Annotated in this window: 15 protein-coding genes; 4 read left to right on the forward strand and 11 right to left on the reverse strand. The window is 52.2% G+C overall.

All coding sequences use genetic code 11. The annotated features are described in order from the left end of the window. Positions 1-37 precede the first annotated feature (37 nt). The 5 genes from ahcY to secA form a co-directional block, all read right to left on the reverse strand. Positions 38-1,297: an adenosylhomocysteinase gene (gene ahcY, locus WC980_00755; GenBank protein MFA5793587.1), complete on the reverse strand. Its 1,260-nt coding sequence runs from the start codon at positions 1,295-1,297 to the stop codon at positions 38-40. Positions 1,298-1,325: 28 nt separating this feature from the next. Beyond that, positions 1,326-2,489 (reverse strand): methionine adenosyltransferase, encoded by a 1,164-nt coding sequence (gene metK / locus WC980_00760; protein MFA5793588.1) that lies wholly within the window; start codon positions 2,487-2,489, stop codon positions 1,326-1,328. Between the two features lie 222 nt (positions 2,490-2,711). After that, positions 2,712-4,043 (reverse strand): 3-deoxy-D-manno-octulosonic acid transferase, encoded by a 1,332-nt coding sequence (locus WC980_00765; protein ID MFA5793589.1) that lies wholly within the window; start codon positions 4,041-4,043, stop codon positions 2,712-2,714. Positions 4,044-4,094: 51 nt separating this feature from the next. Beyond that, complete coding sequence (locus WC980_00770; GenBank protein ID MFA5793590.1) at positions 4,095-4,496, reverse strand: hypothetical protein; 402 nt, start codon at positions 4,494-4,496, stop codon at positions 4,095-4,097. Between the two features lie 32 nt (positions 4,497-4,528). Continuing rightward, entirely contained in the window at positions 4,529-7,135 is a 2,607-nt protein-coding gene (secA, locus tag WC980_00775; GenBank protein ID MFA5793591.1) for a preprotein translocase subunit SecA, read from the reverse strand. Between the two features lie 297 nt (positions 7,136-7,432). On the opposite strand from secA, the gene WC980_00780 reads away from it, so the two are divergent. From WC980_00780 to WC980_00790, 3 genes are all read left to right on the forward strand, one after another. Continuing rightward, positions 7,433-12,763, forward strand: a complete 5,331-nt coding sequence (locus tag WC980_00780; GenBank protein ID MFA5793592.1) for an FG-GAP-like repeat-containing protein — start codon at positions 7,433-7,435, stop codon at positions 12,761-12,763. Between the two features lie 4 nt (positions 12,764-12,767). Beyond that, a complete protein-coding gene (mnmG, locus tag WC980_00785; protein ID MFA5793593.1) occupies positions 12,768-14,567 on the forward strand; it encodes a tRNA uridine-5-carboxymethylaminomethyl(34) synthesis enzyme MnmG in 1,800 nt (599 codons plus the stop codon). Between the two features lie 77 nt (positions 14,568-14,644). Then, entirely contained in the window at positions 14,645-15,796 is a 1,152-nt protein-coding gene (locus tag WC980_00790) for a HEAT repeat domain-containing protein (protein ID MFA5793594.1), read from the forward strand. Between the two features lie 846 nt (positions 15,797-16,642). Here WC980_00790 and WC980_00795 read toward each other — a convergent pair. The 6 genes from WC980_00795 to queF all read right to left on the reverse strand — a co-directional run bounded on the left by WC980_00795 (position 16,643) and on the right by queF (position 19,192). Then, positions 16,643-17,134 carry a TlpA disulfide reductase family protein gene (locus tag WC980_00795; protein MFA5793595.1) on the reverse strand — a complete coding sequence of 164 codons (492 nt, stop codon included), beginning with the start codon at positions 17,132-17,134 and terminating at the stop codon, positions 16,643-16,645. A 12-nt stretch (positions 17,135-17,146) separates the two neighbouring features. Further along, complete coding sequence (locus WC980_00800; GenBank protein MFA5793596.1) at positions 17,147-17,842, reverse strand: cytochrome c biogenesis protein CcdA; 696 nt, start codon at positions 17,840-17,842, stop codon at positions 17,147-17,149. 5 nt (positions 17,843-17,847) lie between these two features. Continuing rightward, the gene (locus WC980_00805) at positions 17,848-18,123 is read right to left on the reverse strand and encodes a thioredoxin family protein (protein ID MFA5793597.1); all 276 of its coding nucleotides are present in this window, start codon (positions 18,121-18,123) and stop codon (positions 17,848-17,850) included. Positions 18,124-18,129: 6 nt separating this feature from the next. Continuing rightward, positions 18,130-18,534 (reverse strand): ferritin-like domain-containing protein, encoded by a 405-nt coding sequence (locus WC980_00810; GenBank protein ID MFA5793598.1) that lies wholly within the window; start codon positions 18,532-18,534, stop codon positions 18,130-18,132. Between the two features lie 4 nt (positions 18,535-18,538). Then, positions 18,539-18,727: a ferredoxin gene (locus WC980_00815; GenBank protein MFA5793599.1), complete on the reverse strand. Its 189-nt coding sequence runs from the start codon at positions 18,725-18,727 to the stop codon at positions 18,539-18,541. 75 nt (positions 18,728-18,802) lie between these two features. Next, positions 18,803-19,192 carry a preQ(1) synthase gene (gene queF / locus WC980_00820; GenBank protein MFA5793600.1) on the reverse strand — a complete coding sequence of 130 codons (390 nt, stop codon included), beginning with the start codon at positions 19,190-19,192 and terminating at the stop codon, positions 18,803-18,805. 193 nt (positions 19,193-19,385) lie between these two features. On the opposite strand from queF, the gene WC980_00825 reads away from it, so the two are divergent. Beyond that, positions 19,386-20,231 (forward strand): glycine--tRNA ligase subunit alpha, encoded by an 846-nt coding sequence (locus tag WC980_00825; protein MFA5793601.1) that lies wholly within the window; start codon positions 19,386-19,388, stop codon positions 20,229-20,231. Positions 20,232-20,530: the final 299 nt, after the last annotated feature.

Consider the following 20,530-nt stretch of genomic DNA (forward strand, 5'->3'; position numbering starts at 1 on the left):
CTGATTATCCCAGTGCTATATACTGTATACTTAAGCCCTACGTCCCCTCCGACCAGCTGGATAGATACTTAACCTGTTCCGGCGTGAGTTTATCTATCTTGACGCCCAGAGTAGCCAGTTTCAGGCTGGCAATCCAGTTCTCTATGCTTTCGGGAATTTCGTAAACCTTGGGCGTAAATTCCGAAGCGTGCTTGACGACGTATTCGGACATCAATGATTGTGTGGCAAAGCTCATATCCATAACCGTGGCCGGGTGACCTTCGGCGCAGGCCAGATTGACTAACCGGCCCTGTCCGAGCACGAATATGTTCTTGCCGTTTTTGAGTATATATTGCTCCACATTAGGCCGGATGTCTTTCTTAATCTGGCGCGACATCTTGGCCAGCTCGACCAGGTTGAGCTCCACGTTGAAGTGGCCGGAATTACAGACCAACGCGCCGTCTTTCATCAGTTTGAAATGCTCGCCGCGGATAACGTTGACGTCGCCGGTCAGGGTGCAGAATATGTCGCCGATTCGGGCGGCCTGTTTCATGGGCATAACCTCGAACCCGTCCATATTGGCCTCTATCGCCCTTAAGGGGTTGACCTCGGTGATAATAACCCGGGCTCCCAGTCCACGGGCGCGCATGGCGAATCCGCGGCCGCACCAGCCGTAACCGCCGGCGACAATCACCTTGCCGGCAAACAGGATATTGGTGGCGCGGATAATGCCGTCTACGGTGGATTGGCCGGTACCGTAGCGATTATCAAACAGGTATTTGGTCTCGGCGTCGTTAACCGCGAACATGGGGTATAACAGTTTGCCTTCGCGTTCCATAGACCTTAATCTGATAACACCGGTAGTGGTCTCTTCCATACCGCCTATTAAATTATCAGCCAGGTACTGATATTGGGTCAGTACCAGCGTAACCAGGTCGGCTCCATCGTCAATGGTAATATTAGGTTCGATGTTAAGAGTAGCCTTGATATGCTTATAATACAGATCGCGCGAAGCGCCCCTGATGGCGAATACGGAAATGCCGTAATCCTTGGCAATCGATGCGGCCACATCGTCCTGGGTGGAAAGCGGGTTGGAAGCGGATAGATATACGTCGGCTCCGCCGGCTTTGAGGGTACGAACCAGGTTGGCTGTTTCCGAGGTGACATGCAAGCAAGCGGCTATCTTCTTGCCTTTGAGCGGTTGCTCCTTGGCAAAGCGCTTGCGTATCTCCCTGACCACCGGCATATGTTTTTCAGCCCATTCAATCCGGTTCTTGCCTTTCGACGCCAATTTAACATCTTTAACATCGTATTTCATCATCATCTCCGTTCTTATTTATCTGTAATTAAAGTGCTTTCTTCAGGGTTGCGACCATATCGGTCTTTTCCCAGGTATAGTCGGGCAGTTCCCTGCCGAAATGACCGTAACGGGCCGTCTGTTTGTATATCGGCCGCCTGAGGTTGAGCTTCTTGATAATCCCACCCGGGGTCAGGTCGAAGTTCTTGCGAACCAGATCTATAATCTTTGATTCTTTAATCTTGGCGGTATGGAATGTTTCCACATCAACCGTGACCGGTTCGGCCACGCCGATGGAATAAGCGAACTGGACTTCGCAGCGGTCGGCTAACCCGGAAGCCACGATGTTCTTGGCCACGTAGCGTGCCATATAAGCCGCGCTCCGGTCCACCTTGGTCGGGTCCTTGCCGGAGAACGCCCCGCCGCCGTGCGTACCCATGCTGCCGTAGGTATCGATGACTATCTTGCGTCCGGTCAGGCCGGCATCGGCATACGGACCGCCCAGGACAAAGCGCCCGGTCGGGTTGGTCAGTATCCTGGTGTCCTTGTCAAGTAAACGTTCCGGTATGACCGGCTTGATTATCTTTTCCAGGATGTCGCGCCTGATTTTGGCCTGGCTGACATCAGGGCTATGCTGTAACGAAACGATGATAGTATTAACCCGGACCGGGTATTCCTTTTCGTAGTCCAGCGTAATCTGGGCCTTGCCGTCCGGCCTGAGGTATTTCATCACGCCATTCTGCCTCAGTTCGGCCGCCTTGTTGACTATCTTGCGGGCCAGGGTAATGGGCATAGGCATCAGTTCCGGGGTCTCGCGGCAGGCGTAACCGAACATAATGCCTTGGTCGCCGGCGCCCAGCTTCTTGTGGCGCTTGTTATTCTCATCCACACCCATGGCGATATCCGGTGATTGCTTTTGGATGCAGGTCAGCACCGCGCAGGTCTCATAATCAAAACCCATCTTGGCGTCGGTATAACCTATTTCCTTGATGGTCTGGCGAACGATATCGGGAATTTCAACATAGCATTTGGTGGTAACTTCACCGGCCACGATGGTCAGGCCGGTCTTAACCAGGGTCTCGCAAGCCACCCGGCCGTACGGGTCCTTGGCCATAATCGCGTCTAAAATAGCGTCTGAAATCTGGTCGCACACCTTGTCCGGATGGCCCATGCAAACTGCTTCCGAGGTAAACTCGCGTTCATAACGCCTCATAATAACCTCCTTATTGTAAATTATACGCTGATAATTAGTTAATTAGTGTTATTTTCGGCTAAATTTATCATTATCTTAACCCAAAGTCAAGAATTACCTGCCAAGTATAGTCGGCAGTATCCTTCACAGACTGCCGCACTATAATATCTAAATAATAAACCTCAAAACCGGATGTTTAAGATTTAAGGAATTGGAATTTGTTTAGGGTTTCGGATTTAGGATTTAGTGCTTATCATAAATGCCCAGGGTATTTTTGACAATCTCAATATTCTTGTTACTAGCTCCCTGCTGGTCGGCAATGGCCTGCCTGGCATTCCGTCCCATATCAGACCTGAGCCCCGGGTCAGTTATGATATTATCCAGGGCTTTATAAAGCTCTTCAGAATTATTGACTGTCCTGAGCCCGCCCGTATCCTGCAACGCCTTAGCCGGGATACTGAAATTATACATAGACGGCCCGGCGACAATCGGCTTGCCCAGCGCGGCCGGCTCCAGGATGCTCTGTCCGCCCCGGGGCACCAGACTTCCGCCTACAAAAACCACATCCCCAGCCGCGTATACCTTGGCCAGTTCGCCCATCGTGTCAAGAAGGATAACCTCATCATTATTGCTAACTGCGGATTGTTGAGCGTGAGCGAAATCCTGCCGTATGGCGGGACGGATTTCAGATATTAATCTATTATGGCGTGCAGCAACTAACCCCTTTGATTTAACCAATGCTTCCACCTCGTCAAACCTGAACGTATGGCGCGGCGCCAGGATTAAGCGCAGGTTATCGTGGCCTTTAGTCAGTTTTATGTAAGCGTCCAGGAGCATCTCCTCTTCCGGAGAGTGAGTGCTCCCACCGATAATAACTAACTCCTCAAACTTGATATTATACAAGTTGCGGTAATGGGCCCTTGTCTCAGTCTCATCCACCAAACCCAGCGAATCGTATTTCATATTGCCGGTGACCTGGATTTTTATGGGCATCACGCCCAAGGACTCAAAACGGATGCGGTAGTCCTCGTTCTGGACGCACAGGTATTTGAGCCTGTTAAGCACCGGCTTGAAAAGCCATCTCAAAAGATTATAACGGGCCAGGGTATGCTCGGTAATCCGTCCGTTAAGAAGTATCATTGGGACATTACGCCGGCCGCAGGCCATGATGAAGTTGGGCCAAAACTCCTGCTCCATCAGGATGACCAGTTTCGGGTTGACGCGCTTGAGCACCTTGGTGCAGACGCAGGACAGGTCCAGCGGAAAGAAAAAGGAACGGATATCAGGGTATTTCTTCTTGACCAGCGCCTGGGCCGACGGCGTCAACGTAGAGATAACCAGCTGGTGATTCGGCAGCTGCGCCTGCAACAATGGTATCAACTTCTCGCAGGCATTGATCTCCCCTATCGACGCCCCGTGCAGCCAGACCGTAGCCACAGATTCCACAGATTTAATAAATCCAAATCTCTCTAAAAGACCTACTCTATAGTACGCCGAGGTGGCGAAACGGAACAGGTAATATGGCAGGGCGACTATCATCGCCAGCAGGTATATGATGTCTAATACAAAGCGCATAGATAATTAGCCACTGAGCGCACAGAGAATACAAATATTAAATCTCTTAGGTTAGGATTTGGGAACTACGCCAAATCCTCTTCCCTTGATATATTTTCCGCAGAACGGGCAATAATACATATGGCAAACCCCGGAAATAACCCATGCGGTTTCATCTATGTCTTTGCAATCCTCATAAGCATAATAAAACTCCCCTTCTTTAACAAATTCCGCAAATCTGGAACAACAGTATTTATCTTTTTTAGTAACCTTTGGTTTAGTATGCGATTTATTTGGATTATCTATTGAATCAATATGACTTGCCTTAAACTTTCCACAAAACGGGCAATTCATTAATTCAAATGCTTTAGGAACGCGCCAATGTGAAATAAACCCTACCGCCTTGGAACGAATTATCTTCCTTTTCTCGTAGTATTCTTTAAACAAATTACAGCAAAAATCTATTTGTCTCATAGCTCTGTGTACTCTGTGGCTCCGTGGCTAAATTATGCGCGTGTGCCGCAGCATTTCTTATATTTCTTGCCGCTGCCGCAGGGGCAGGGGTCGTTGCGTCCGATTTGCTTTTCCACTTTTATAGGCACGGGCTTTTCGTCTCCGGCAATATTGTCGGCGGCCTGTTCATTGGGCCGTTTCTTGGCGGTCTCGAAACTGCCTACCTCCGGATGCGACTCCGAGGTGATTTTCCAGAGCGCGGCCAGCCGCTCTTCCATATCCTTCATCGGCTCTATCTTGAAGACCAGATCAGCCACTTCTTCCTTGATGGAATTGAGCATCTCGTCAAAGGCCTTATAGCCCTCGCGCTTGTAGGCTATCTTGGGGTCTATCTGGGCGTAACTCTGCAGGCCGATACCGCTCCTGAGGTAGTCCATTGTATATAAGTGGTTCTTCCACTTTTCGTCTATCTTGTCCAGCAGGACATAGCGGGCCACGTTGAGCATATATTCACCGCCCAGTGCTTGCTCGCGTTCCTGGTAGATGCGGTTAACCTCTTTGATAACAATGGATTCGACCTCTTCGGCGTCCTTGTCGGTGATGAGCTTCTCGATATGCTCCGGGAATTCCTTGCCCAGCTTGCGCTTGAGATAAAGCGCCATCCCGCTGTAATCCCAATCCTTGCGTTGCGCGCCCTCGGGCAGGAATTTGTCTATGGCGTTCTGGCAGACGTCTTCAACCATCCGCTGGATGGTATCTTTGACTTCCTGGCCTTCGATAATCTTCTGGCGCTGGCCGTATATAATAGTGCGCTGCTCGTTCATGACCTTGTCGTAATCGAGAAGCTGTTTGCGGATGTCGAAGTTATGAGCCTCCATGCGCTTCTGCGCCTTTTCGATGGCGTTGGAGACCATCCGGCTTTCGATGGGCTGGCCTTCTTCCATACCCAGTTTGAGCAGTATGGTTGAAACCCACTGCGGCGCGAACAGACGCAGGATGCTATCTTCCAGCGACAGGATGAACTGAGACGAGCCCGGGTCGCCCTGCCGCCCGGCCCGGCCTCGGAGCTGATTGTCTATCCGGCGCGCCTCGTGCCGCTCGGTGCCCAATATGTGCAAACCGCCCAGCTTGGCCACGCCTTCGCCCAGGATAATATCCGTGCCCCGGCCGGCCATGTTGGTGGCGATGGTGACCATATCTTTCTGCCCGGCTTTGGCGACTATCTGCGCCTCGCGTTCGTGGTGCTTGGCGTTTAAGACCTCGTGCTTTATGCCGCGGCGGTTGAGCATCTCGCTGACACGCTCGGAGTTGGCTATCGAAGTAGTGCCGACCAGGATGGGACGCCCGGTTTCGTGGACGCCGGATATCTCATCGGCGATGGCGTTGAACTTTTCCTTCTCGGTCCGGAAGACCATATCAGGATTGGTCGCCCGGATAAGCGGCTTGTTGGTCGGGATGGTGGCCACCTCCAGCTTGTAAATATTAAAGAACTCCATCGCCTCGGTGGCGGCGGTGCCGGTCATGCCGGACAGCTTGGAGTACATCTTGAAATAATTCTGCAGGGTGATGGTGGCCAGGGTCTGGTTTTCCTCTTTTATCTTGAGGTGTTCCTTGGCCTCGATGGCCTGATGCAGTCCGTCGCTCCAGCGCCGGCCGGGCATCAGACGTCCGGTAAACTCATCGACGATGACCACATCGCCGTCCTTGACGATGTATTCCTTGTCGTGCTTGTATAATTCCTTGGCCCGGAGCGCCTGCTCCACGTGGTGCGGCCATTCCATATTATCTCCGGTATAAAAGCTGTCCACCCCGACCAACTCCTGCGCCCTGAGGATGCCCACATCGGTCAGGATAACGGCGTTTTCCTTTTCCTTGACGGTATAATCGCTGTCCTTGACCAGCCGGGAAGCGACTTGTTCGGCCTTGTAATATTTGTCGGTGGATTCCTCGGACGGGCCGGAAATAATCAGCGGCGTCCGCGCCTCATCGATAAGAATACTGTCAACCTCGTCAACGATGGCGTAAAAATGCTTGCGCTGGACCTGGTCGGAAATGCGGACGCGCATATTGTCCCTGAGGTAATCGAAGCCGAACTCGTTATTGGTGCCGTACGTGATGTCGCAGGCGTAGGCGGCGCGGCGTTCGTCCGGACCCATGGCGTTCTGGATGACGCCGACCTTTAGCCCGAGCATCTCGAATATCGGGCCCATCCAGTCGCGGTCGCGCCGGGCCAGATAATCGTTTACCGTGACGATATGCACGCCCTTACCGGCCAGCGCGTTGAGATAGGCCGACAGCGTGGCTACCAGTGTCTTGCCTTCGCCGGTGGCCATCTCGGCAATCCGGCCCTGATGTAGCACTATGCCGCCGATGAGCTGGACGTCAAAGTGGCGCATCTTGGTGATACGCCGGGACGCCTCGCGCACCGTAGCGAACGCCTCGGGCAGAATCTCATCCAGAAAAATGCCGTTCTTGAGCCGCTCGCGCAGTTTGACCGTCTGTTCGGACAGCTGGGCGTCGGACAGACCCTGGACCTGCCGTTCCAGCGAGTTTATCTGTGCCACGATGGGCTGGAGCGAGCGGATGATGCGCTCGTTGCGCGAGCCGAACACGCTCTTGAGCGCATTCATTATGCCATTACCGATATTTTCTAGTTCCATTAGTAAGCTGATTATACTAAAGTATTTATATTATGTTATACCTTTAGGTATTAAGCTGATATAGCGGATAAAATAATCAGTTAAATCCGTTCAATCCGCTTACGTACATTAGCGATTATCAGTACGTTGTCAATCAAATTAGCGCCAGTTAGTTATAGCCTGATGCAATCAGGATAGAACGTTACTGGCACATTATCCCACTTATTCCAGCGGGATTAGCTATGGCTTTGTCTTGACAAACCGCCGGCAGGAAGTATGAGCATTGATAATAATATCAATAAATAAAAGGAGTCCTCTATGCTGAGACATATAAAAGCGGCAACACTGGCAATATTATGCGTATCGTTCCTGATGATTTCCCGGGCTGAGCCCCCCAAAACCGCCCGCCAGGAAATGACCCGGTCATCGCAGCTGGAAATAGCGCCGCAGGAGTATTCATATCTCAAATATGACCCGGCCAGCGGCCAGCTATCCATGCATAATTCCAAGACTCCGGATGCCCTGACGGAATCGGTCAGCCGGGCAATCAATCTGGCGCCGGCATGGCTGAAGCAACCGCTGGAAAAACGTTTCAGGGCCCTGTTTGACGATTATGTCTGGACATCATATAACGCGGTACTGGCAACGGCCGATATCAACCGCGACGGCATTGCGGATTTAGTCATCGGCGGCGATGACGGCAAGCTAAAGGTTTACCTGGGACCGGAATCAGGCAAATTTAACTGGGAACTGGACCGGCGCGGACTGCTGTCGAACATCTCGGTCGAGGCCGAAAGCGCTCCGGCATTCGGGGATGTCAATAATGACGGCGTGGCCGACCTGGTAGTCGGCTCCAAAAACGGAACCTTGACCGCCTATGCCGGCCCGGAATTCCGCGATGTAATCCTGCCCTTCCTAGAACTTAAATCAGCCAATCCGGTCCAGCCGGTGTTCATAGACATTAACGGTGATAACCGGAAAGACCTGGTCATCTATTCAAAGGATACACTGTTCACATCACTGGCGCCAAGATTCAAAAACAACGGCAACCTGTTGAACAAAATAACAGTCACCGAAGGCTCGCGGATTTCGGCCTGCGACATTAACCTGGACACCAAGGACGAATTTATTACCTGCGACAAGGACGGACGGATATCTGTTTATACCGCCGGCACATCAGCGCTAACTGCCGGCTGGTGGAACATCAACCGCTATAACCAGGCAATGAGTTTAGTGATGCTGGAAGCCGACTCGGACAATGACCTTGATTTGGTCTGCGGCCGGGCTAACGGCATGGTCAAATACCACCCCAATAAAGGCGGATTTGCGGTACTTAACCAGAAGCAAAAACTGCTCTTCCCCACCGAGGTGGGCATGGGCGCCACGCCGCTGTTTGCGGATTTCAACAAGGATGGCAAGCCGGAACTGCTCATAACTAATTCAGACGGCTCTCTCAGAATACTTGCCGGACAGGACTGGCAGGAGAACAAATCCCTCATCAAACTGCCGGAAAATTCCGTTATCGCGGTGGTTGACCTTAACAACGACGGGCATCCGGACATCGTTTCAGGAAGCAAGTCCGGCCGTTTGAGGTATCTGACAGGTCCGGAATACAAACCAAATGATGCCACCTTCAGCCAACTTCAAGGACTGCCCGGCTATTCGGCGCCGGCGTTCATTGATGCGGACAAAAACGGCACTCTGGATATGATTGTCGGAGGCGCGGACAACCAACTCCATTTTTACAAGAACATCGGCTCGACCCAAAATCCACAGTTCTCGGACGCGCCTATGATACTAACTGCTCCCAGGATTAACGACAGCAAAGAACCGACCAAATATGTGATGCAGGAGGGCGATAACGTCCGGACTATTGCCGACAAATTCTATTATGACTCGGAAAAATCCACCCTCATAGTCGATGCCAACCGGGAAAAAGTTATCAAGGGGCTTAAACCGGGCGTGGAAATCCTTATCCCTCCGATTCGAATCATCTATGAACCCATCAATCTGTCCGGAGGCGCAGTGCCGCGGATAGCCGACGTCAATAAAGACAATATCCCGGATATCATTGCCGGGACCAAAGACGGACGGGTCTCGGTATTCCTGGGCGCCGATGCTTACCCGGAGAATAAATCCGGACTAAAAATAGACTGGAAATTGGAACCAACCCTGGCCGAGTCCGTTTACGGCGGCAGTTACTGCGCGCCGGCAATTGCGGATATCAATGACGACAACCAGGTTGAACTGGTCGTTACCAACGCCAACGGCGAACTGAATTATTATGAAATGACCGATAACGGCGCCAATACCAGATGGGAAGAGAAATACTCCTGGAACCCCAAAGATGACTCGGACGCGGCGATAACCAAACTTTACGGTTATTACTACAGCGAGACTGAATTCCTAAAAGGCCCGCCGGACCATAAATCGCCCGAAGCCATTGCCAAAGTCCTGCAGGAATCGTCCGAGGAACAGCGCGATGAAATCGCCTTCGCCATCGCCTATCTGCCCACCGAGGTGCTCCGGGCCATGGCCCGGCTGGAACAATCCGATATCCTCAAAGAAAACGCCCGGATGGTTTACGACGTCGCCTCCAAGGTCAAATACGTCCGGATAAAGGAAAAAGGCGATTATACCACGCTGGAATACGCCGAATGGAAATCAATCGACTCCGGCAATAATAAGAAATCAGGCACGCCTGAACAGGAAATAATATGGCGCGAAATGCCGCGCGATATTTATTACTGGTGGGTGGTCCACCCCCGGATACTCTATGAAATCCCCTGCAAGGTCAACGGCAACTGGCTGGACAAAACTTACAGCGACTACGGCATGACCCAGGACGAATGGTGGCGCCACGTTGAGGATTGGTACGTCAGCTCCAGCCAGAGCCGTTTCTGGCGCATGGCCATGCCCTACGACCGCTCGCAGAGCACGCCGCTTATGGAGCGGATGCAACGGGCCCGGACTCTACAGGAGGCCGTAAACCAACTGCATACCTGGTCCAGCCCGCAGGCGCCGACCCCGTTTATCACCTTCGGCTATCTGAGCGACGACTTGCAGCCGTGGATTATCTACAAACGCCGTTACGGCTCGTGCGGAGAACAGTCCATCGTCACCGCCGCGCTGGCCCGGTCCATGCTTATCCCCACGGCTAGCGTCTTCACCCGGGGCGAGGACCACCAGTGGAACGAATATTTTATGGACGGCGACTGGCATTTCTGGGACGTCTGCGGCAACGCTTACCAATCGGTCAACCGCCCCTGGGAACGCGAAGGCTATAACCATACCGGCGGCGAGCAATCGGCCATCATGCGCTACTGGGGCAGCGATAACTTCGACTACACCACCGCCTCGGTCTGCAATCCCGAAGGCTCCAAATACACCACCTGCGGCCGGGGCTATACCGATGTCGGCTCGCTGACCATCCGGGTGCTGGATAACGGCGGCGTGCCGATTGAAGGCGCCTTCATAAACATCCGGCGTCCCGGCGCCAAGGATATGATGAGCGCATTGGGATATACCGACCTTAAGGGCGAATGCCATCTCGAACTCGGCCGGGTCTCGCCCGGTTACACCATCATCGTCGCCAGCCCTTACGGCTCGGCCGGCACAAACAACTATTTTATCGAGGAAAATAAATCCTATACCCTGGAATACCGGGTAGCCGGCAAGAAACCACAACCGCCCCTGCCGGAATTGGATAGAGACGCCAAATGGATGCCCGCTTCGGCGGCCCTGGAGGAAAACCGCAACTTACTCACCTTGACGGTGGAAAACGTCACGGCCAATATCAACCCGCCAGCCCGGTTCGCCCAGACCCGCTGGACCGACACCAATAAAGTGCTCCAGCGGATTAATTACCGCGGCAGCGTTACGGCCCAGTATGACCTGAAAAACGGCGCCATTAACCTGCTGGTTTTTGACAAGGATAATTTCGCACTGTATCAGGATAACAAACCTTGCAAAGCGCTGGATATCAAGCCTAACCCCGCCACAAACACCTATACATTAATAAACCGGCCGCTCTATTTCGTATTCTGCAACCGGCATACAACGGTGGCCACTGAAATAGCATCCTTGAAATACACATATAATACCCCGTTATCCGCCCCAAGAATAACCGTTGTGCCGACAGCCAAAAATGAGATAATGACCAGCGACGACCTGGTCATCAGCGGAACAGCTTCGGACAATGCGGGTATCAAGACTCTGGAATTGAGCTTTGACTCGGGCAAAACGTTCCATGATGCCACGCCTTACCTGGACGGCAATACCGGCAACTGGTCCATCTCACTGCATAAGTTCGCGGGCGGGCCGATACCGGCCGGCAAGTATTCCATTATCCTGCGCGCCTCTAACTACGGCGGCTTGAATTCGGCCACCACGGCTATTCCGTTAACCGTAAACCCGGCCAGGTCTTTCGAGAACCAGATTATCCGGCAGGATAACCCGGACAGCCCCCTGCCGGTGTGCAGCTGGATGCTCGGGCCGTTCGTGCTTAATCCGGCCACAGAGCGTTTTGTGGATATCAAGACATCCTGCCAGGCCGAGGGAGCCGATATAGACCTGTTCCTGTTCCGCGACAAGAACGGCGACGGTAAGATAAACGGCATGGAGGAAAAAGAGGCAGCATCGACTTCGCCCATGGCCGACGAACGCATCTCGATAAACGACGTGGTCACCGGCACATACTGGATTTACGCCCAGGGCTGGAAAATCGAATCGGAAAATACCAGATTCAGCGCCTACCTGTCGTTCTATCCCCAACCTGAAATAATCGGCGGCGGCATGCCCCGGGACTCCGTCAACCAAGCACAACCGCTCATCACCGCCCGGCTATCATCGCTGTCAGATTTCGACCCGGCTAAACTTGTCTTCAAGATGAACGGCGATAAAATAGAATCAAGCTGGTCATTGACCCGGACCTCCGCTAACTACGTCCAATTCTCCTGCCCGGTTTCCGGCACCCTCAAAGACGGCAGCAGACATACGGTTGAACTGACCGCCACCGATTACCTAGGCAATACCGCCTCAACCGGCTGGGATTTCACGGTCGACACCAGCCTGCCCCAGATAACCTACGCCAAGGCCCGGAACGAAAAGCCCGGCCTGATTAAATTAACAGCCGAAGCCAAGGATAACACCGCCGTCAAGAGCGTCAGCTACCGGCTCGACAAACTCAGCGGCAGCCTGACGCCGCCCAATAAGGAAAAAGACCAGACCTCTTATGAAGCCAAGATTGATACCCTGTCTTTGGCTGACGACGAATACGAGCTGGTCATCACGGCCGTAGACAACGCCGGCAACAAAACCGAGGACAAGCGCAGCGTCAATGTCCGCAATCCACCGGCCCGGATATTCTACGTGTTCCCGTCTGAGGCCGAAAAGGTCTATACGCCCAAGCCGCTGATAGTCGCCTCTTACAAAAGCCAAGGCGAAATAAAACCAAAAGGCGTGCGCATCTGGCTGGATGACAAAGAAATTACGGCTAACGCTCTGATTACCGCGGACACCCTGCATTACCAGCTTTTGCAAGACCTGGCCATCGGCAAGCATACCCTAAGAATCGAGCTCCGGGACGTCCAGGGCAACAAAGCAGAACACGAATCCGCTTTCGAGGTGCAGCTCGACCCCAAGAAATAGCCGTATGATTTACGACGTCATCGTCATAGGCGCCGGACACGCCGGCTGCGAGGCGGCCCTGGCCGCGGCCCGGATGGGACTGAACACCCTGATGCTGACCATCTCGCGCGACTCCATCGCCCGGATGTCCTGCAATCCGGCCATCGGCGGGCTGGCCAAAGGCCAGATAGTCCGTGAAATCGACGCCCTGGGCGGCCAGATGGCCAAGGCCGCCGACGCCACCGGCATACAGTTCCGGATGCTCAATACCAGCAAAGGTCCGGCCGTCCGCTCGCCCCGGGCCCAGTGTGACAAGGAAGCCTACCACAAATACATGCGCCGGGTGCTGGAATCAACTGACAACCTGACCATCAAAGAGGACACGGCTGATGAAATAATAATAAAGAATAATGCCGTGGCCGGCGTCCGGGGAAAATCCACTTATGGCGCCAAGGCAATAATACTCACGCCGGGCACATTTATGAAAGGAGTCATCCATATCGGAACCGATATCAATGCGGGCGGCCGGATTAACGAACCGTCGGCTGAGAATATTTCTGGTTGCTTAAGGAAACTCGGACTGGAAATCGGCCGGCTCAAGACCGGCACCCCGCCCCGGCTGCACAAAGATTCGCTCGACCTGGCCGCTTTGCGCATCCAGGACGGCGACCAGCCGCCCGTGCCGTTCTCCTTCTCCACCAAAAAGATATCACGGGAACAAATCCCCTGTTACATCACCCACACCAACGATCGGACTCATAAAATAATCAGGGACAACCTTGACCGGGCGCCGCTTTACTCAGGCCAGATAAAGGCGTCCGGGCCGAAATACTGCCCTTCCATCGAGGACAAGGTCGTCCGCTTCGCCGCCCAGGACCAGCACCAGATATTCCTCGAGCCCGAAGGCATCGATGTTCCGGAAATTTACTGCAACGGCATCTCCACCAGCCTGCCCAGGGATATCCAGGACGAGATGGTCCATTCCATCAAAGGTCTGGAGAATGCCAAATTCATCCGCTACGGTTACGCCATCGAGTACGATTTCGTCCTGCCCTATCAGATAAGACCAACGCTGGAAACCCGGCGCATAAACAACCTTTACCTGGCCGGCCAGATTAACGGCACCTCCGGCTATGAAGAAGCCGCCGCCCAGGGCATCATGGCCGGCATCAACGCCGCCCTTAAGATTCAGGGACAAGATCCCTTCATCCTCAGGCGCGACGAAGCCTATATCGGCGTCTTGATAGACGACCTGGTAACACTCGGGCCGACCGAGCCTTACCGGATGTTCACCTCGCGGGCCGAATACCGGTTGCTCCTGCGCTCGGACAACGCCGACCGGCGGCTGATGCCCTACGGCGCCCGGTTCGGGCTCATCGGCGCAAGCCAATTCAAGGCCTTCCAAGAAAAGGAACAACTTATCGGACAGGCCGAGAAAGACCTCAGGAAGAAATTCTGCCTGCATAAATCACTCTGGGAAATACTCAAACGCTCCGGTATGGAACTCGACAAGCTGCCGGGACTGCCCAAATCCATGGCCGAATTGCCGGACCAAATAAAGGAGCAGGTCGAGATAGAATCCAAATACGAAGGCTACATCAAGAAACAGCTGGTCCAGATTGAACGCTCGCGCAAGATGGAAGACCACAGGTTGCCGGATGGCATAGATTACGCCGCGCTCAAGCACCTGAGCAACGAAGCCCGGACCAAGCTGTCCAAATTCAGGCCGATGACTCTGGGGCAGGCATCAAGGATTGCCGGCGTCTCACCGGCCGATATCACCGTGCTGATGATACATCTCAAATCGATTTCCGGACGGAAGTAACTTAGTAAGCGGATTAAGCCGTGACTATGCCAAATAAATCTATTGACAAACAATGCCTGCATGGTTAGTTATCCATTATGAAGCAGTTAGTAATCGCATTATTAATCGGGCTGGTCATTGTGTCAGGTTGCACCAGCCCGGAGACCAAACCGCCCGTCCCGGATGAAGCCAGACAGCAGAAGATAAAAGAATTAGTTATCCAGCTCACAGGTCCACAATGGAATAAACATGAAACTGCTTTAAAAACCCTTGTTAAACTGAAAGCTATCCCGGACATTATTAAACTATTAGAGAATGCTGACGCGGATATTCGCCGGTCGGCTATTGAGGCACTAGATAAGCTTGGCGCCAAAGAATCTATTCCGCAGATTGCCAAACTATTACAAGATAACGACCCAGGTGTTCGCTGGGCGGCTGTTGGAACACTAGGTGCGTTTGACGCCAAAGAATCTATCCCGGAAATCATTAAACTATTGCAAGACAATGAGTGGTGTGTTCGCTGGCCAACTGTTAGTGCATTGGGTAAACTTGGCGCTAAAGAGGCAATCCCCGAAATCACTAAATTATTGCAAGACGATAACAAATTTGTTCGCCATGATGCCGTTGTTGCACTAAGACAACTTGATGCTAAAGAAGCTATTCCTGAAATTACAAAACTAATACAAGATATCGATGATTGGGTCCGCCGGGAAGCCCGGGTGACGCTGAAGGAGCTGGGAGCCGAGAATAACCCGCCCGCCCCGCAACCGGTAGATGAAACACGTCAAAAAGAATATACACGTGGGTTGATATTAAACTTTGCCCCGAACAGCGCCGTCGAATACAAGCAAGGCTGTATTACCATATCGTTCGAACTGACAAACAAAAGCACAGAAGATGTTATCTGTAAAGACTGGCACACTAAAGACGGCCCGTCTAACGTCCTGTTATATATCAGGCCAAAAGGAACCCGGCAGAACGAATTCTCTATTTGCGAAGACCCTTTCAATAAAAGCGCCGTCTCATATGAGATTCCTTACTTTACGCTGAAAGTAAATGACAAGGTTAATATAACCTCGAAATTCATATGTAATCTCCCCCCGGGTGAGTATGAAATATACGGAGCGTTGGCAAACGACCGGAGCGTCAAAACGCCCACAAGATTCATAACGCTGACTAAAGGCGAATTGTACAAGCGTCCGTTAAAACAAGTTTTAATACCAGATAGCGACCTACCAACACAAAAATAACCAAGGGCGCTGACGGTTCAGCGCCCAGTCTCTTACAAGTCTCTTCACGTCACTGTTTAGTGCCGGTTCGAGTACAACGAGTTACCCGGCACTTATCCCCGAAGCGTAGCGGAGCGGGATAATTATTCTATCCAGCTACTGGTTTTTGACGTTATATTAAGCATATCCCCTTACTGAAAATGAGCACCTTCCTTCCCCCTTCGTGTCCGGAAAACCTGCCCGTTCGGTCAGGCGGGCGGCCTGAAACTGCGTTATATTCGTTCCCAGGGTCTAAAATGCAGGAAAGTTATCCACAGGGGTAGTCCCCCCACCCCCTGTCATATAATGAAGACTACCCTGCCATATAATGGATACTACCCTGGCATATAGTAGATACTACCCTGCCATATAATAGATACTACCTTGCCATATAATAGATACTACCCTGCCATATAGTAGATACTACCCTGCCATATAATAGATACTACCCTAGCATATAGTAGATACTACCCTGCCATATAATAGATACTACCTTGCCATATAATAGATACTACCCTGCCATATAGTAGATACTACCCTGCCATATAATAGATACTACCCTGCCATATAATAGATACTACCCTGTCATATAATAGATACTACCTTGCCATATAATAGATACTACCCTGCCATATAGTAGATACTACCCTGCCATATAATAGATACTACCCTGTCATATAATGGAGGGGTATGTAAAAACAGCACGAGGGAATGAGCTAAATTAGTGTGTTACAACGGGAGCATGTCCGCCCCTGCCTGAACGGACGGGCAGGTGTGGCTCTGTGGCTTAAATTATCCGGGACCAATCCGTGCAATCCGTGGCTAATCCTACCTAGCGGAATTGACCAGTTCTTTCAACTCGTCAATGTCGAAATGCCCCTGCTTGATAATCTCGCCCTTGGTGTTGATGACCGCGGTGGTCGGGATGCCGCTTATCTTATACTGGCTGAATACCTTCTGGCCCTCGTCATAGACCATGGTGAATGATAGGTTGCTCTTGGAGATGAATGATTCGGCCGCTTCCTTGGAATTATCGCCGCTGATGCCGATGATGATGACCTTGTCCTGGTTGGCCTGGTAGTATTCCTGCAGTTTGGGCATCAAGGCCCTGCAGGGCGGGCACCACGACGCCCAAAAATCCAGTATGATGGGCTTCTGCCCTATCAGTACGGACAGTTTCACATCCTGCCCGGTCCGGATGTCCTTTAATGTAAAGTCCGGGGCTTTGGTGGGATTGGCATCAGGATTAATCTTGGTATCGCAGCTCATCGCGCCGAGCACTATCATCATCGCCAAGGCCATAATCATAATCTTATTCATAAATAATCCTCACTACATCCAAAGCTTGCCGGCCTGTATCAGGAAGTACTCGCCGGCCGCTATCATAAGGAACGCGAATATCTTCTGGATAGCAACCATCCAGTTACCGGCCTTGGGCAGGGTGCTCAGGATGCCGGCGAACGTCCCGGCGATAATCAATAACAGACCCAGCCCCATGGCGTAAGAGAACATAACCACCCCGCCGAAAAGGACATCCTTGGTCTGGGCTACGAAAGTAAGTATGGCGATGAATACGGCGGCCGAGCATGGCGCGGCGATGAACCCCGAGGTCAGCCCCAGAAAGAGCGCTCCGAGTATGCCGTGTCCTTTACCAATTCCAGCGCCGGTGCCAAACCCGGGAATAGGCAGCTTGAAGACATCCAGCATCGACAACCCCAGCAATATCAGGATGTTACCGACCATCAGGTTGACCAACGGATGCGCCTGGACGTTGCCGAAAAACTTGCCGGTCAAAGCGGCCAGCACGCCCAGCGCCGTGTAGACGATGGACATACCGATGACATAGCATACGGCCAGCAGGAAGTTATGCAGTTTGGATTGCTCGCCCCGGTTGCCCAGGTAAGAAACGATAATCGGGATGAGCGGAAAGATGCAGGGCGTAAACGAGGTGGCTACTCCGGCCGCAAAGGCCACGAATATGGCCAGCGGCGAAGCCGTGGACATATATTTTTGTATCAGTTCTTGCATACAATCTAAGCGACTCCCAGCTTCTTGAGCAGAGCATCCTTGGCAACGAATCCGGTGAAACGCTCCAGCACCTTGCCGTCATTAACGACCACCACAGTCGGTATGCCCAGGACATCGTACTTGGCAGCCGTGTCCGGATCCTTGGCCACATCGATTTCGGTAATATCAACCTTATCGGCATAGGACTGCTTTATTTCCGTGACGATGGGCTTCATGCGCTTGCAGTTGGCGCACCAGTCGCTGGTGAAAAACATCAGGGTTGGTTTATGATTCTCGGGCATAAGATATTACTTAATCCAGGTCCTTATTTTCTCAAGCGCCGCCTGGTGTATGGCCTCTTCGGCCTTGATACCGGACAGTATTTCCTTGAGCCGCCTGTCGCCGGCCGCCTTGATGCACTTGTCGTAATGGCTGATGGCATTGCGCTCGCCGTTGAGGTGCCAGCTGACGATTTCAGACGGCTGTTTCTTACCGGTCAGCAGCTTAAAATCCCATTCCGGCTGGCCGCCCAGCCTGTGTATCTCCATAGCCAGCGTATCGGCGTGGCGCAGTTCCATCTGTGAAAAGTTCTTGAACAGCTCGGAGATGGCCGGCTGGCCATTGAAGTGCTCGCTGTGGCGCGGATAAAGGAAGACATCACTGTATTCCATGGTCAGCGCCTGGTTAAGCAGTTCGATTAAATCCTGGCTCATAATCTTATTCAACCTTTATGGCCACGGCCGGGCAACCGTCAACCGCTTCCTTGCAGCAGGTCTCTGATTTAGCCGGGACCGGAGTCGCTTTAACCTTGGCAATGTCGTCCGAACCCATCTCGAACACTTCCGGGCAGGTCTCGGCGCACAGGCCGCAGCTAGTGCACAGGTCTTTTTCTACTATCGCCTTCATAATCATATCTCCTTTCAATTATTAACATTGATTGCAATGATTATACCAAAATAATCCGCTGGGTCAAGTTTTTTCCTAGGGCCGCCCTTTGGTCATGGTGCAGACCGCGTCAATCCCGCCCCGGGTGTTGTATACGGTCCGGACCATCAGGTAACGCGGCTTGAGCAGTTTGCCGATATCCTTGAACATCCGGTCGGTGGCCGCTTCCTGGTAGATTCCTATATTTCGGAACGATATCAGGTAGTACTTTAAAGATTTCAGTTCGACCAACAGCCTGGCCGGGACGTATTCGATTATCACCTCTCCGAAATCCGGCAGGCCGGAAAACGGGCAGACGGCCGAGAACTCCCGGGTGCTGTAGCGGACCAGCTGGCGGCCGCCCTTGTAGGCGATGGTCTCCAGGAAATCCGGCTTAATCTTACCCGATCCGTCGAACCTGAATATGCGTCCTTCTGCTTTTGGCATAATCAAAAAGGTTAACAACGATTTATCCGGAGTCAATATTTATTGATTAAATTGACATTATCAGTTAAATCAGTACTCTGGCAGTTTGAGCGGTAGCGAATTGCTGCCAAGTATAGTCAGCTGTAACTCACTATGCCTGCCTACGGCAGACAAGTTCTAACAGCCGAACTGTTTAATCCGCTTACTGATAACTATGACTTTTCAGGAAATCGTGTTAAAGCTCCAGCGCTACTGGGCCCAGTACGGCTGTCTCATCTGGCAGCCCTACGACGTGGAAAAAGGCGCCGGCACCTCGAATCCGGCCACCTTCCTCAAGGTGCTCGGACCGGAACCATGGAAAGTGGCCTATGTCGAACCGTCACGCCGCCCGACCGACGGCCGTTACGGCGACAACCCCAACCGGCTCCAGCATTATTACCAATACCAGGTCATCATCAAGCCGGCCCCGGCCGACGCCCAGAAAATATACCTCAAGAGCCTGTCCGAACTGGGCATTGACCTAAAAAAGCACGACGTCAGGTTCGTCGAGGACGACTGGGAATCGCCCTCGCTCGGCGCCACCGGGCTGGGCTGGGAGGTCTGGATAGACGGCATGGAAATCACCCAGTTCACCTACTTCCAGAAGATGGGCACCTTCGAGCTCGACCCCATTTCGCTGGAGCTGACCTACGGGCTGGAACGCATCGCCATGTTCATCCAGCAAAAGGACAGCGTTTACGACCTGGACTGGACCAAGGACGTCACCTACGGACAGGTGCACAAGCAGAACGAAATCCAGTTCTCCAAATACAACTTCGAACTGGCCGACATCCCCATGCACATCCAGCTGTTTGATATGTATGAAAAAGAGGCTAAGGCTTTATTGAATCAGGGATTGGTCATGCCGGCCTATGATTACATCCTCAAGTGCTCGCACACCTTCAACATTCTGGACGCCCGGCGGGCCATCGCGGTCAGCCAGCGCCAGCACTACATCGGCCGCATCCGCAACCTGGCCAAGCAATGCGCCACCGGCTACCTCAAGATGACCCAAGCGTAATATTAAATACTGGCAGTATTTTAGATATAATTAAAAATAAAATGTTCCGAAGGATTAGTAGCAGTTCGACCAAAGGGAGTTACTGCCACATTATCCCTGAGCGTAGCGAACGGGGATTGCGTAGCGCACTTTTCCCGGAAAAGTTCAATAATTAGTGAAATAAAATGAACTTTTTCAGATATTTTACGTTTAATATATATAGAAGAGGTATATAGAGGAAGAACGATTTGAAGAGAAATATCATTTTCTCTAACAAATTATAAGTTCGAAAAGCTCTAATATAGTAGAAGGCATAACTC

Source organism: Candidatus Brocadiia bacterium, assembly GCA_041658285.1.
Lineage (GTDB): Bacteria > Planctomycetota > MHYJ01 > JACQXL01 > JACQXL01 > JBBAAP01.